Source organism: Burkholderia ubonensis (assembly GCF_001718695.1).
GTDB classification, from domain to species: domain Bacteria; phylum Pseudomonadota; class Gammaproteobacteria; order Burkholderiales; family Burkholderiaceae; genus Burkholderia; species Burkholderia ubonensis_B.
Genome location: NZ_CP013420.1, coordinates 2,661,578 through 2,676,082 on the forward strand (window position 1 = coordinate 2,661,578; position 14,505 = coordinate 2,676,082).

12 protein-coding genes and 1 pseudogene are annotated in these 14,505 nt (G+C 68.1%); 5 read left to right on the top strand and 8 right to left on the bottom strand.

Features of this window, described 5'->3' with window-relative positions; translation table 11 throughout:
* Nucleotides 1-53: 53 nt before the first annotated feature.
* The 5 genes from WJ35_RS12145 to WJ35_RS12165 all read left to right on the top strand — a co-directional run bounded on the left by WJ35_RS12145 (nucleotide 54) and on the right by WJ35_RS12165 (nucleotide 4,204).
* Nucleotides 54-281: a hypothetical protein gene (locus tag WJ35_RS12145; protein WP_059823898.1), complete on the top strand. Its 228-nt coding sequence runs from the start codon at nucleotides 54-56 to the stop codon at nucleotides 279-281.
* Nucleotides 282-513: 232 nt separating this feature from the next.
* A complete protein-coding gene (gor, locus tag WJ35_RS12150; RefSeq protein ID WP_069239222.1) occupies nucleotides 514-1,869 on the top strand; it encodes a glutathione-disulfide reductase in 1,356 nt (451 codons plus the stop codon).
* Between the two features lie 507 nt (nucleotides 1,870-2,376).
* On the top strand, nucleotides 2,377-3,054 hold the full coding sequence (locus WJ35_RS12155) for a CsgG/HfaB family protein (protein ID WP_045567045.1): 678 nt from the start codon (nucleotides 2,377-2,379) through the stop codon (nucleotides 3,052-3,054).
* Nucleotides 3,055-3,102: 48 nt separating this feature from the next.
* Nucleotides 3,103-3,519: a DUF4810 domain-containing protein gene (locus tag WJ35_RS12160; RefSeq protein WP_042586491.1), complete on the top strand. Its 417-nt coding sequence runs from the start codon at nucleotides 3,103-3,105 to the stop codon at nucleotides 3,517-3,519.
* A 10-nt stretch (nucleotides 3,520-3,529) separates the two neighbouring features.
* Nucleotides 3,530-4,204, top strand: a complete 675-nt coding sequence (locus WJ35_RS12165; RefSeq protein WP_069239223.1) for a DUF799 domain-containing protein — start codon at nucleotides 3,530-3,532, stop codon at nucleotides 4,202-4,204.
* Between the two features lie 125 nt (nucleotides 4,205-4,329).
* Here the strand turns inward: WJ35_RS12165 and WJ35_RS12170 are convergent, their stop codons facing one another.
* From WJ35_RS12170 to WJ35_RS12205, 8 genes and pseudogenes are all read right to left on the bottom strand, one after another.
* Nucleotides 4,330-5,631: an NAD(P)/FAD-dependent oxidoreductase gene (locus tag WJ35_RS12170; protein ID WP_060235067.1), complete on the bottom strand. Its 1,302-nt coding sequence runs from the start codon at nucleotides 5,629-5,631 to the stop codon at nucleotides 4,330-4,332.
* A 24-nt stretch (nucleotides 5,632-5,655) separates the two neighbouring features.
* A pseudogene (locus tag WJ35_RS12175) lies at nucleotides 5,656-6,959 on the bottom strand (NAD(P)/FAD-dependent oxidoreductase).
* 100 nt (nucleotides 6,960-7,059) lie between these two features.
* Nucleotides 7,060-8,649, bottom strand: a complete 1,590-nt coding sequence (locus WJ35_RS12180) for a DUF3138 family protein (protein WP_069239224.1) — start codon at nucleotides 8,647-8,649, stop codon at nucleotides 7,060-7,062.
* Nucleotides 8,650-8,747: 98 nt separating this feature from the next.
* Nucleotides 8,748-9,587, bottom strand: a complete 840-nt coding sequence (locus WJ35_RS12185) for an ABC transporter permease subunit (RefSeq protein ID WP_069239225.1) — start codon at nucleotides 9,585-9,587, stop codon at nucleotides 8,748-8,750.
* Nucleotides 9,584-10,570 carry an ABC transporter permease subunit gene (locus tag WJ35_RS12190; protein ID WP_060235064.1) on the bottom strand — a complete coding sequence of 329 codons (987 nt, stop codon included), beginning with the start codon at nucleotides 10,568-10,570 and terminating at the stop codon, nucleotides 9,584-9,586. Before WJ35_RS12190 ends, WJ35_RS12185 begins: the two co-directional genes overlap by 4 nt.
* Entirely contained in the window at nucleotides 10,567-11,721 is a 1,155-nt protein-coding gene (locus WJ35_RS12195) for an ABC transporter ATP-binding protein (RefSeq protein ID WP_060000960.1), read from the bottom strand. The genes WJ35_RS12190 and WJ35_RS12195 overlap by 4 nt, the downstream gene beginning before the upstream one ends.
* 138 nt (nucleotides 11,722-11,859) lie before the next feature.
* Nucleotides 11,860-12,978, bottom strand: a complete 1,119-nt coding sequence (locus tag WJ35_RS12200) for a polyamine ABC transporter substrate-binding protein (RefSeq protein ID WP_059477281.1) — start codon at nucleotides 12,976-12,978, stop codon at nucleotides 11,860-11,862.
* Between the two features lie 71 nt (nucleotides 12,979-13,049).
* Nucleotides 13,050-14,477: an aspartate aminotransferase family protein gene (locus tag WJ35_RS12205; protein ID WP_069239226.1), complete on the bottom strand. Its 1,428-nt coding sequence runs from the start codon at nucleotides 14,475-14,477 to the stop codon at nucleotides 13,050-13,052.
* Between the last annotated feature and the right edge of the window lie 28 nt (nucleotides 14,478-14,505).

Below are 14,505 nucleotides of genomic sequence, written 5' to 3' on the forward strand. Positions count from 1 at the left end.
GGTTTTTTTTCGTGGAACGATGCGCTTCACGAGTTTCCTGAAAGGAGAAGGCGATGGGTATCCTGAACACCGTTGGCGAAATCGTGGGCGCCGTGGCGGCCGTCGAGGCGGTGGAGAAAGTCGATCCGGATGCGGGTCTCCTGACCAAGGCGGCGGCGGCCGTCGCGGGCTTCAAGGGCGCGGAAGCGCTCGAAGGCATGCTCGAGAAGAAGGAAGAGAAGCCCGAGCAGGCCGCGGACGACACGCAGGCGACCGACGGCGGCGACACGTCGCAGGCATGAGCATGGCGGCCGGCTCGGCCGCGCCGGCGCAATCCGCGCGGACGGTCGAGCCGGCGTCGCGCAGCCGGCGGGCCGGGCATGCGGTCGATCGGTGACGCATGGCGAACCCGGCAGCCGGATTGATCGGCGAGAGGCATGGTCTCTCGCCGTTTTTTTTGCGCAGGCGCCGTGCGCCGCAGGAAAACCGGAATCTTGCTATCGTGCCGTCATCCGAACTCGATGAGGGCATGCGATGGAATTCGACTACGACCTGTTCGTGATCGGCGCCGGCTCGGGCGGCGTCAGGCTGGCCCGGATGTCGGCGCAATACGGCGCGCGCGTGGGCATTGCGGAAGAAGAGCAGATCGGCGGCACCTGCGTGCTGCGCGGCTGCATCCCGAAGAAGCTGCTCGTCTACGCGTCGCATTACCCGCATGAAGTCGAGGATGCGCAGGGCTTCGGCTGGACCTTCGGCGCCGGCGCGCTCGACTGGCCCGCGCTGATCGCCGCGAAGGATCGCGAGATCAACCGGCTGAGCGGCATCTACGTGAACCTGCTGCGGCAGTCCGGCGTCGAGATGCACGCGGCGCGCGCGACGCTCGTCGATGCGCACACGGTCGCGCTCGGCGAGCGCCGCGTCACCGCGCGCCACATCGCGATCGCGACGGGTTCGCGCCCGTCGCTGCCGCCGCTGCCCGGCATCGAGCACGCGATAACGTCGCGCGAGGCGCTGTCGCTCGCGACGCTGCCGGCGCGCGTCGCGGTGGTCGGCGGCGGCTATATCGCGGTCGAGTTCGCGGGCATCTTCAACGGGCTCGGCAGCCGCGTCGACCTGTTCTATCGCGGCGCGCAGATCCTGCGCGGCTTCGACGACGACGTCCGGCAGTTCCTCGCCGACGAAATGACGAAGCAGGGCGTGACGATTCATCCGCACGCGCAGGTGGATGCGATCGAGCGCGCGGACGACGGCACGCTCGCGGTGCGCGTCGGCGGCGCGCACCACGGGCCGTACGACGCGGTGCTCTACGCGACCGGCCGCGTGCCGAACGTCGAGCGCCTCGGGCTCGAGCAGGCGGGCGTCGCGCTCGATGCGCGCGGCGCGATCGCGGTCGATGCGTACTCCGCGACGTCGGTCGCATCGATCCACGCGATCGGCGACGTGACGTCGCGGCCGCAGCTCACGCCGGTCGCGACGCGCGACGGCGGCCTGCTCGCGCTGACGCTGTTCGGCGGGCGGCGCGTCGCGGCCGATCACGAATGGGTGCCGTCGGCGGTGTTCAGCCAGCCCGAGGTCGCGACGGTCGGCCTCGCCGAGGCGCGCGCGCGGGACGTGCACGGCGACGTCGACGTCTACCGCACGTCGTTCAAGGCGCTGCGCCACACGCTGTCCGGGCGCGACGAGCGCACCCTGATGAAGCTCGTCGTCGCGCGCGACAGCCAGCGCGTGGTCGGCGCGCACATGGTCGGCCGCGACGCGGGCGAGATCATCCAGGGCATCGCGATCGCGATCCGCGCGGGCGCGACGAAGGCGCAGTTCGACGACACGATCGGCATCCATCCGACCGCGGCCGAGGAATTCGTCACGATGCGGCAGAAGGCGGCGGATTGACCTGCGGTGCGTGCCGGCGCGTGCGGCCGCAGGACGCGCGCGCGGGTGCTCGATCCGGGCGTGCCGCGACCGCACGGCCCCTACAGAATGCGGCCCGATTGCCGATATAACGAGCAGCAAGGTTCCGAACGACGGCTTTCGATTCACGATGGAGCGTATTCGACAACGCGTTTGGTATCATCCGCCAAAACCAAATACGGGGCCGACCATGCGCGATCAACAGCGCAGCATTCAGAACAACGGGGTAACCACGCCGCGCGCGAATCGTGACGATTGCGCCGCCCGACCGCCATTCGCCGTGACGCGTCCGTCACGCGCGCATCCGCATTCATTTCCCGCATAGCGCCCAACGCGACGCCTGCCGCGTTGCGTGACGCCCGTCGCGTCGAGCGACGCATCGGTGCGCGCGCGTGCGCGCGTGCACGTCGCCGGGCCGCGTTGAAGTCCGGCTCGCCCGCGAGCCGGCGCGCCCGTCATGGGCATTCTTTCCACGCAAGGAGATCAGCAGTGAACATCCAGACACGACGCAACGTCCTCGTCGCCGCGGCGCTCGTCGCGGCGCTGACCGGCTGCGCGACCGAATCGTCGCGCACGCTCGACGTGCCGGCCGTCAGCAGCGCGCAGCGCCCGTACTCGGGCAAGCCGGTCGCGATCGCGGTCGGCAAGTTCGACAACCGTTCGAGCTACATGCGCGGCATCTTCTCGGACGGCATCGACCGCCTCGGCGGCCAGGCGAAGACGATCCTCGTCACGCGCCTGCAGCAGAGCCGCCGCTTCAACGTGCTCGATCGCGAGAACCTCGAGGAGATCAAGCAGGAGGCCGGCTTCATGAAGAAGGCGCAGGCGGTGAAGGGCGCGAACTACGTGGTGACGGGCGACGTGACCGAGTTCGGCCGCAAGGAAGTCGGCGATCACCAGCTGTTCGGCATCCTCGGCAGCGGCAAGACGCAGGTCGCGTACGCGAAGGTCAACCTGAACATCGTCGACACGACGACGTCGGAAGTGATCGCGTCGAGCCAGGGCGCGGGCGAATTCAGCCTGTCCAACCGCGAAATCATCGGCTTCGGCGGCACCGCGAGCTACGACTCGACGCTCAACGGCAAGGTGCTCGACCTCGCGATCCAGGAGGCCGTCAACCATCTCGTCGACCAGGTCGACGCCGGCGCGCTGAAGCCGGCGAAGTAAGCATCGCGGCTTCACCGATTCACCACATCAACCAGAAGAGAAACGACCATGAAACGGGGTATCTGGCTGCCGGCGACGGCCGCCGCATTGCTGCTCGCGGGCTGCGCGGCACCGACCACGCCGCCGCTCTATCAATGGAACGGCTACCAGCCGCAGGTGTACGAGTACTTCAAGGGCAAGACGTCGCCGCAGCAGCAGATCGACGCGCTCGAAAAGGCGCTGCAGCAGATCCGGGCGAAGGGCAACACGCCGCCGCCGGGCTTCCATGCGCATCTCGGGATGCTGTACGCGAGCATCGGCAGCGAACAGCAGGCCGAACAGGAACTGCAGGCGGAGAAGCAGCTGTTTCCGGAATCGTCGCCGTTCATGGACTTCCTGATGAAGCACAAGCCGGCGGCGAAGAAGCCGGCCGAGCAGAAAACGGCCGAGCAGAAGCCGGCCGATCAGAACACCGCCAAACAGTGACGCACCTGCCATGTTCAAGACCATTTCATTCAAGCTGCTGTCCGTGCTGTCGATCGTCGCGCTGCTGAGCGCCTGCGCGCAGCCGGTGAAGCACGCCGACTACACGGCGTTCAAGAAGAGCCAGCCGCGCTCGATCCTCGTGCTGCCGCCGCTCAACGAAACCAGCGACGTCGCGGCGACCTACGGGATGCTGTCGCAGATGACGCTGCCGCTCGCCGAGGCCGGCTATTACGTGGTGCCGGTCGCGGTGATGGACGAGGCCTTCAAGCAGAACGGCCTGACCAACGCCGCCGAGATCCAGGAGACGTCGCCGGCCAAGCTGCGCGAAATCTTCGGCGCGGATGCCGCGCTGTATGCGAAGGTCTCGAAGTACGGCTCGGTGTACCAGGTCATCGACAGCACGACGGTGGTGACCGCGTCGGCCAAGCTCGTCGACCTGAAAACGGGCGACGTGCTGTGGCAGGGGCAAGGCAGCGCGAGCGGCAAGGAACTCGGCAACAACGTGAACGTCGGCGGGTTCGGGATCGTCGGCATGCTCGTGCAGGCCGCCGTCAAGCAGATCGCGCATTCGCTGACCGATGAAGCCCACGACGTGGCCGCGCTGACCAGCAATCGCCTGTTGTCGGCCGGCCCGCCGACCGGCCTGCTGTACGGCCCGCGTTCGCGCAAGTACGGCACCGACTAAGCGGGGCGCTTCCGCACCTCGGCAACCCCGCTTGCCCGTTGCGCGGAAGCCGCGATAGCCGATGAAACGGCCGCGCATGCGCGGCCGTTTTGCGTTGCAGCGCGAGCGCGTGCCGCACGCGCCGCTCAGTGCACGCCGAACGCATCCAGCAGCCGATACCAGCTCATCGCGAGCACCAGCGCCGGCGTGCGCAACAGCGCGCCGCCCGGGAAATCGCGATGCGGGATCTTGCCGAACAGGTCGAAGCGGCTCGCCTGCCCGTCGATCGCCTCGGCGATCAGCTTGCCCGCCAGCGCGGTCGTGTTCACGCCGTGCCCCGAGAACCCCTGAGCGAAATACAGCGTCGGCGCGACCCGCCCGAAATGCGGCGCGCGGTTCATCGTGATGTCGACGAAGCCGCCCCACGCGTATTCCACCTTCACGTCCGCGAGCTGCGGGAACGTCTTCAGCATGTCGGCGCGCATCGCTTGCGCGAGATGGCGCGGCTGCCGCGTCGAGTAGCTGACCTTGCCGCCCCACACGAGCCGCGTGTCCGGCGCCGGCCGGAAATAGTCGAGCACGAAGCGGCTGTCGCAGACCGCCGCGCGCGCCGGCATCAGCGCGGCGGCGCGTGATTCGCCGAGCGGCTCGGTCGCGATCACGTAGGTGCCGACCGGCATGATCTTCCTCGCGAGCGCCGGCGCGAGCGCGCCGAGATACGCATTGCACGCGAGCACGACGAAGCGCGCGCGCACATGGCCCTGCGCCGTCTCGACGAGATGGCCGGCCGGGATGTCGCGCACGCGCGTCACGCAGCTCTGCTCGTGGATGCGCACGCCGGCCCCGGTCGCCGCGCGCGCGAGGCCGAGCGTGTAGTTCAGCGGATGCAGGTGGCCGCTGTCGGGGTCGTACAGGCCGCCGCGGTAGCGCGACGACTGCACGTAGCCGCCGATGTCGTCCGCTTCGACGAACCGCAGGCGGTCGTAGCCGAAGCGCGTCGCGGCTTCGTCGCGCCAGCGCTTGAGCGCATCGGCGTCGCGCGCGGTGTTCGCGGCGGTGACGTAGCCCGGCGTGAACGCGCATTCGATGCCGTGCTGCGCGATGCGCGACTTCACGAGCGACAGCGTTTCGAGCCCCATCTCCCAGATGCGCTTCACGTCGGCGTCCGGCAGGTAGCGCGCGAACGTGTCGATGTCGCACGCGTAGCCGCCGATCAGTTGCCCGCCGTTGCGGCCGCTCGCGGCCCAGCCGACCCGCGACGCCTCGAGCACGACGACCGAATGGCCGCGCTCGGCGAGATTGAGCGCGGCCGACAGGCCGGTCAGGCCCGCGCCGATCACGCACACGTCGGCGTCGGCGGCGCCGGCGAGCGGCGGATGACGCGTCGCATCGTTGGCGGTGGCCGCGTAGTACGACGCGGCATGCGGTTGGTTCGCGAAATTCTTCATGGTCAGGAAACACGAATGAATGGCTCAGAACAATTCCCGGACGCGGTGATACAGCATCCCGAGTTCGAGCGCGGGCTGCCGCCACGCATCGCCGCCCGGGAAGCGGCGATGGCGCAGGCGCGCGAACAGGTCGAACGCGCGCGCGTCGCCCGCGATCGCGCCGGCGACCGCGCGCCCGGCGATGCCGGTGAGCGCGACGCCATGCCCGCTGAAGCCCTGGACGTAGAAGAAGTTCGGGTCGATCGCGCCGAAGTCCGGCGCGCGGTTGCGCGTGACGTCGACGAAGCCGCCCCATGCGTAGTCGACGCGCACGTCGGCCAGCTGCGGGAACACGCCGGTCATGCGCCGCCGGATCGCGCCGGCGAGCGCGGCGGGCGACGCGCCCGCGGAACTCGCACGGCCGCCGAACAGCATCCGGTGGTCGGCGGACAGCCGGAAGTAGTCGAGAAAGAAGTTGTTGTCGCACACCGCTTCGCGCCGCGCGATCAGCGCGTCGGCGCGTGTCTTGCCGAGCGGCTCGGTCGCGATGATGTACGACGCGACCGGCGCGATGCGCGCGGCCGTCGCCGCGGGCAGCACGCCGCCCGGCCCCGCGTTGCAGCACGACACGACGAAGCGGCAGCGGATCTCGCCGGACGGCGTGCGCACGACGGGCCGCGCGCCGCGCGCGACGTCGAGCGCCGGCGTGTGCGCGAACAGCGCGACGCCTTCGCGGCGCGCGGCGTCGGCGAGGCCGAGGCAGTACTTGAGCGGATGCAGGTGGCCGGACAGCGGATCGTGGACGCCTGCGAGATAGCGCGTCGATGCGATGCGCGCGCGGATCGCGTCGGTGTCGAGCCACGATAGCGACGGATGGCCCCAGCGCGAGCTCGCCGCGTCCATCCACGCGCGCAGGTCGCCGACGCGGCGCGGCCGGGTCGCGACGGTCAGGTAGCCGCGCGTGAAGTCGCAGTCGATCCCGTAGCGCGCGATCCGCTCGGCGATCAGCGCGACGCCGTCGAGCGACAGCGCCCACGCCGCGCGCGCGCCGTCGGCGCCGAGCTGATGCTCGATCGCGTCGTCCTTCGCGAAGCCGGCGATCGCCTGCCCGCCGTTGCGGCCCGACGCGCCCCAGCCGGGCCGGTGCGCGTCGATCACGGCGACGGACAAGCCGCGCGCGCGGCAGTCGAGCGCGGTCGACAGGCCCGCGAAGCCGGCGCCGATCACGCACACGTCGACGTCGAGCGCGCCGTCGAGCGACGGGTCGTCCCCGCGGCGCGCGCGGCGCTCGCTTCGTAGTACGAGTCGCGCGCGAGCGCGTCGGCGCGGCGGGTGAAAGACTGGCTCATGAAACCGATTTCCTCCATGCGGCGCGCGAGGCGCCGGAATCCTGCTCGATGCGTCGCGCGGGAAGCCGCGCGCGCTGCACGGCGTCCCGCGCGGCGGGCATCAGAACGAGTAGATGAACTGCGTCGCGAGCAGGTCGTTGGACTTGCCGTACGACCCGTCGTGGCGCAGGAACACCTTGTTGTTCGCCCAGTCGTGCCGGTATTCGACCTTCACGGTGATCTGCTGGGTCGGATAGAACAGCAGGTCGAGCGCGACGTCCTGGCGCACCGCGCCCTTGCACTCGAAGCCGAGCCCGCCGCCGGCCTTCGACATCGCGAGGCAGTCCGCGTCGACGCCGAAGCCGTTGTTCGGGTCCATCCCGTTGCCGTTCAGCGCGATGCCGCCGCCGCCGCCGCCGTTCTTGCTATTCGCGAGCAGATCGTAGCGCAGCGTCACGCCCATGCGGCCGACCACCGGCGCGTTGAACTTGCGGTGCGCGAGCAGCGACAGCCCGTACCACTGCGCGAGCCCGCCGTTGTAGGCCGCATGCTCCTGGCGGCCGTAATCGACTTCGGCGTTGTACTGCACGTCGGCGAGCGTGTAGGTCGCGTCGAGCTCGCCGAAGAAGAACGTGCCGTACGCGCTCGGCGCGTTGCCGCCGGGGCCGTAGTGGACCACGCCGTTCGAGTCGATCGCGCTCGCGAGCGTCTGGCGGCCGATGTTGAACGAACCGCCGAGGCCGAGCGCGCTCGACCACGTGTAGTCCGCACGCGCGGTGAAGGTCGGCACCTTGTTGCTGGTCGTGATCGGGTCGCCGAGCGCGTTGGTGCCGGTCTGCGTGACCGAGCCATACGTGCGGTACTGCTCGTTGCCGACGAAGAACTTCCACGCCCAGCTGCCCTTCGTGTAGTTCGCGCCGATGCCGACGTAGCTGCCCGGGTCGGAGAAGTCGTACAGCAGGTTGTGCGTGAGCGTGAGCATCTGGTTCGACTGCTGCACCTCGTAGCCGCCGAAGCTCGGGATCAGGCCGGCGACGAGCGTCGTCGACGCGGTGATCGGCACGTTGACGACCGCCGTGTTCAGCAGGTTGTCGGTGATCGAGCCGCGCGAGTTCTGCAGCAGCGTGATGCCGTTGCCGCGGTTCGGCATCAGCGTGATCTCGGCTGACGGCGCCATCGGGCCGACGCCGAAGGTCTTCTTGATGTCGAGGTACAGGTCGCCGAACGTGCTGTTGAAGTAGTTGTACGCGTTCTCGTGGTTCGCGAACAGGAACGACGACGTGCCCGGCGCGCGGTTGTAGATATAGGTTGGATCGATGTAGCCCGTCACCGACAGGCCGGCGATCGGCCCGGTGCTGGCCGCGTCCGTCAGCGAGTCGACCTTGAGCTGCTGGTTCGCGATCTGCTGCTTCATCTCGGTCACGTCGTCGTTGGTCAGCAGCGCCTGCGACTTGCCGTAGTCGGGCGACGCCGGATCGGCGGCCACTTTGGCCACCGCGGCCGGCCTGCCGCCGGCCGGCGCGCCGCCTTGTGCGATCGCGCCCGCGCCGCCGCCCGGCTGCGCGGCGAGCTGCGCCTGCATCGCCTTCATCTGCTTCTGCAGCGCGGCGACCTGCGCCTGCAGCGCCTTGATCTGGGCGGACGTCGAGTCAGCCAGCGCGATGCCCGGCAGCGCGCCGGCCACCAGCAGGCAGATCAGTTTCTTCTTCATTGCGGACTCTCCTTGTCGTGCACCTGTCAATGTGTGATCTGTATTGCGCGCCGCATCGCGCGGCGCGCGGTCATGTTATGAACAGCTGGAAACGCAACTCACGCGGCCGCGAACGCCGCCTTCATGTCGGCCACGCGCCGTCGTTCGCGCACGATCATCATCTGGTTCACGGCGATCACGCCGATCGTGACGGCCGTGATGAACAGCGTCGCGAGCGCGTTCATCTCCGGATTCAGGCCGAGCCGCACGCGCGAGAACACGACGAGCGGCAGCGTGGTCGAGCCGGGGCCCGACAGGAACGCCGACAGCACGAGATCGTCGATCGACAGCGTGAACGACAGCAGCCAACCCGACAGCAGCGCCTGCGAGATCAGCGGCAGCGTGACCACGAAGAACACCTTCAGCGGCGTCGCGCCGAGATCGAGCGCGGCTTCCTCGAGCGACCTGTTCAGCTCCTTCACGCGCGACTGCACGATGATCGCGACGTACGACACGCACAGCATCACGTGGCCGATCCAGATCGTGACCATCCCGCGCCCCTTCGGCCAGCCGAACATCTGCTCCAGCGCGACGAACAGCAGCAGCAGCGAGATGCCCTGGATCACCTCGGGAATCACGAGCGGCGCGTTGATCATCCCCGTGTACAGCGTGAAGCCGCGAAAGCGCCCGAAGCGCGCGAGCACGAAGCCCGCCCACGTGCCGATCACGACCGACGCGGTGGCCGTCAGCAGGCCGATCTTCAGCGACAGCCACGCGGCCGTCAGCAGCTCGTCGTCCTGCCACAGCGACGCGTACCACTTCAGCGAGAAGCCCGACCACACGGTGACGAGCTTCGACTCGTTGAACGAATAGACGATCAGGCTGATGATCGGGATGTACAGGAACAGGAATCCGAATGCGAGGACGCCCGTCGACAGCGGTTTGCTCGGCTTGATCATTTCGCGTCCTCCAGTTCCTTGACCTGGTAGTACTGGAACAGCGCCATCGGCACGAGCAGCAGCAGCACCATCGCCACCGTCACCGCGGACGCCATCGGCCAGTCCATGTTGTTGAAGAACTCGTCCCACATCACGCGGCCGATCATCAGCGTGTCCGCGCCGCCGAGCAGCTCGGGAATCACGTACTCGCCGACGGCCGGGATGAACACCAGCAGGCTGCCGGCGATGATCCCGTTCTTCGACAGCGGCAGCGTGATGCGCGTGAACGCGACCCACGGCTTCGCGCCCAGGTCGTATGCGGCCTCGAGCAGCGTGAGGTCCATCTTCACGAGGTGCGCGTTGAGCGGCATCACCATGAACGGCAGGTACGAATAGACCATCCCGATGTAGACGCCCGCGTCGCTGTGATAGAGCCGCAGCGGCGTGTGGATGATGCCGAGCGCGATCAGCGCGTGGTTCAGCAGGCCGTCGTCCTTCAGGATGCCGATCCATGCGTACACGCGGATCAGGAACGACGTCCAGAACGGCAGCATCACGGCCATCATCAGCACGTTGCGCGTGCCCGGTTCCGAGCGCGCGATGTAGTACGCCATCGGATAGCCGATCAGCAGGCAGAACAGCGTCGACACGCCGGCCATCTTCAGCGAGCTGAGGTAGGTCGCGACGTACAGGTCGTCCTTCAGCAGGAACGCATAGTGGCCGAGCTGGATCGCGAAGTGCACGACGCCGTCCTGGATCTGCATCAGCGCCGAATACGGCGGAATGCCCATCACCTGGTCGGCGAAGCTGATCTTGAGCACCAGCACGAACGGCAGTGCGAAGAACAGCGCGAGCCACACGAACGGCACGCCGATCGCGACGCCGCGGCCGGACGGCAGGACGCGCGACAGCGCGGCGAAGCGGCGCTTGCGCGCGGGGGCCGCTGCCGCGGCCACGGCGCCGGACGACACCGGCGCGGAGGAGGAAGGGGCGGAAGTTCTCATTGCGTCAGCACCACGCCGCTGGCGGGCGACCAGGAGACGAACACGTCGTCGTTGTAGGCGGGCGCACCGTCGTGCATCAGGTGCGAGCTGGACAGGTTCGACACGACGGTCTTGCCGCTCGGCAGGCGCACGTGGTACAGCGAGTAGCTGCCCATGTACGCGATGTCGGTGACGACGCCGCGCGCCCAGTTGTGCGGCGAGCGCGGCTTCTCGCGCGACACGTGGATGCGCTCCGGCCGCACCGAGATGCCGACCGGCATCCCGAGCGGGCCCGTCACGCCGTGGCTCACGTACATGCGCGCCTCGAGGTCGTCGCTCTCGACGAAGATGTGGTCGGGCTCGTCCTCGACCACGCGGCCCTCGAACAGGTTGGTCGAGCCGATGAACTCGGCCGAGAAGCGGCTGTTCGGGTATTCGTACACTTCGCCGGGCGAGCCGATCTGCACGATCTTGCCTTCGCTCATCACCGCGAGGCGGCTCGCCATCGTCATCGCCTCCTCCTGGTCGTGCGTGACCATCACGCAGGTCACGTCGACCTTCTCGATGATGTTCACGAGCTCGAGCTGGGTCTTCTGGCGGATCTTCTTGTCGAGCGCGGACATCGGCTCGTCGAGCAGCAGCAGCTTCGGGCGCTTGACGAGCGAGCGCGCGAGCGCGACGCGCTGCTGCTGGCCGCCGGAAAGCTGGTGCGGCTTGCGCTTCGCGTACTTGCTCATCTGCACCAGCGCGAGCGCGTCGGCGACGCGTTCCTTGATCTCGTGCTTCGGCGTGCCTTCCTGCTTCAGGCCGAACGCGACGTTCGACTCGACCGTCATGTGCGGGAACAGCGCGTACGACTGGAACATCATGTTCACCGGGCGGCGGTACGGCGGCAGCGACGCGAGGTCCTCGCCGTCGACGGTGATCTTGCCGGCGGTCGCGGTTTCGAGCCCGGCGAGCATGCGCAGCAACGTCGACTTGCCGCAGCCCGAGCTGCCGAGCAGCGCGAACAGCTCGTTTTTCGCGATCGTCAGGTTCACGTTGTCGACGGCCGTGCTGTCGCCGAACTTCTTCACGACGTTCTCGATGCGCACGAACGCGTCGTGCTTCGTGCGGGCCGCGGTGGCCGGCTGCGCATGGCGCGCAGCCGCGGAAGAGGGAATCGATTGCATGGGGTTCACCATTCGTTCGTCACGGATTGCAGGCGTGAGCGTTCCCGCGCGAGGCGCAGGACGCGACTCGCGGAAAACGGCTCGTGCCGGTGGAGCGGGGCGCGCGGGCGGACGGTCAGTACGCGGCGCGCAGGGCGATCAGTGGCCGGTCTTCAATTGCGCCCACAGCCGGTTCTCGAGACGCAGGATGTCGGCCGGCATCGGCTTCATCAGCGTCATCTTCTTCAGCACGTCCTCGGCCGGATACACGGTCGGGTCCTGCGCGACGGCCGGCGTCACGAACGCGTGCGCGGCCTTGTTCGCGGTCGGGTAGAACACCGTGTTGGTGATCGCCGCGTTGACCTTCGCATCGGAGATGTAGTTGATCCACTTCAGCGCGGCCTCCGGGTGCGGCGCATCCTTCGGGATCACCATCACGTCGAACCACAGCAGCCCGCCTTCCTTCGGATTCGCGAACTTGATGTCGTACGAACGCTTCGCCTCGGACGCGCGGCGGTGCGCGATGCCGACGTCGCCCGACCAGCCGAGCGCGACGCAGATGTCGTTGTTCGCGAGGTCGTTGATGTAGCCGGACGAGTTGAACTGGGTGATGTACGGGCGGACTTTCTTCAGGACCTCGAACGCCGCCTGGTAGTCGGCGGGGTTCGTGCTGTTCGGGTTCTTGCCCATGTACTGCAGCGTCGCGGCGAACACGTCGACCGCTTGGTCGAGGAACGACACGCCGCAGCTCTTGAGCTTCGACATGTTCGCCGGGTCGAACACCAGCGCCCAGCTGTCGACCGGCGCGTTCTCGCCGAGCGCCTTCTTCACCGCCTGCACGTTGTAGCCGAGGCCGTCCGTGCCGTACGCCCACGGCACGCCGTACTGGTTGCCGGGGTCGGCGTCCGAGATCATCTTCATCAGCAGCGGATCGAGGTTCGCGAGGTTCGGCAGCTTCGACTTGTCGAGCTTCTGGTAGACGCCGGCCTGGATCTGCTTGGCCATGTAGTTCGACGTCGGCACGACGATGTCGTAGCCCGAGCTGCCGGCGAGCAGCTTCGCCTGCAGCGTGTCGTCGCTGTCGTAGTTGTCGTACTTGACGTGGATGCCGGTCTGCTTCTGGAAGTTCGGGATCGTGTCGGGCGCGATGTAGTCGGACCAGTTGTAGACGTTCAGCTCGTCGGCGGCTTGCGCCGGCGGGCTGGCGACCGACGTGAACGCGGCCGCGGCGGCGAGGGCGGCGGCTGAACAGGCTTGGCGAAGAGTGCGAGCACGCATGGTGGAGTTCCCCTGGTAAGGTGAGCCGCCGCGCCGCACCGTGCGCACGCCGCGGCCCGTAGGCAAAGCCGTTACGAAAGACCCAGCTGCTGGGCGGTCGCATCGACGGCCTGCTTCGCCTTCGACACGAGTTCATCGATTTCCTGGCGCGAGATCACGAGCGGCGGCGACAGCAGCATCCGGTCGCCGGTCGCGCGCATGATCAGGTTGCCGTTGAAGCAGAAGTCGCGGCAGATCGTGCCGACGTCGCCGCCGTTCGAGAAGCGCTCGCGCTTGCCCGGATCGCGCGCGAGCTGCAGGCTCGCGACGAGGCCCGCGCCGTGCACTTCGCCGACGATCGGATGGCGCGCGAAGGTCTCGCGCATCAGCGCCTGGAAGTACGGGCCCGTGTCGGTCTTCACGCGCGCGACGATGCCTTCGTCGCGCAGCAGCTTCAGGTTCGCGACCGCGACCGCCGCCGCCACCGGATGGCCCGAGTAGGTGAGGCCGTGGTTGAATTCGCCGTTGTCGATGATCGGCCGCGCGACGCGCTCGTGGATGCCTACCGCGCCCATCGGCACGTAACCGCTCGTCAGCCCCTTCGCGAGCGTGATCAGGTCCGGCTCGAAGCCGAAGTGCTGGTGCGCGAACCATTCGCCGGTGCGCCCGAAGCCGCCGATCACCTCGTCGGCGACGAGCAGGATGTCGTACTTGCGGCAGATCCGCTGGATCTCCGGCCAGTACGTCGACGGCGGGAAGATCACGCCGCCCGCGCCCTGGAACGGCTCGCCGATGAACGCGGCGACGTTCTCCGCGCCGAGCTCGAGGATCTTCGCTTCGAGCTGCCGCGCACGCGCGAGGCCGAACGCCTCGGGCGTCTCGCCGGCTTGCGCTTCGCCGAAGAAGTACGGCTGGTCGATGTGCACGATGTGCTCGACCTTCGACGGCATCTGCTCGTGCATGTAGTCCATCCCGCCGAGCGTCGCGCCCGCGATCGTCGAGCCGTGATAGCCGTTGCGGCGCGAGATCACGTACTTCTTTTGCGGCTGGCCCTGCACGCGCCAGTATTGATGGACGAGGCGCAGCACGGTGTCGTTGCCTTCCGAGCCGCTGTTGCAATAGAAGAAGTGGTTGAACCCTTGCGGCGTGACTTCGGCGAGCATCGCCGACAGTTCGATCACCGGCGGATGCGTGGTCTTGAAGAACGTGTTGTAGAACGGCAGCTCCTGCAGCTGGCGGTACGCGGCATCGGCGAGTTCCTTGCGGCCGTAGCCGACGTTCACGCACCACAGGCCGGCCATCCCGTCGATGATCTTGTTGCCGTCCGAATCCCACAGGTAGACGCCGTCCGCCTTCACGATCACGCGGCTGCCCGCGCGATTGAGCGCGCCCATGTCGGAGAACGGATGGATGTGGTGCGCGGCGTCGAGCGCGCGGTATTCGGCGGTGGTGCGGGCCTGCGTGGTGCGGGCCGCGGGCGCGGCGGGCTGGATCCAGGCCGATTCGTTGCGATAGGTCATGTTTCCTCCGGAGTGCGGTGGCGCACGC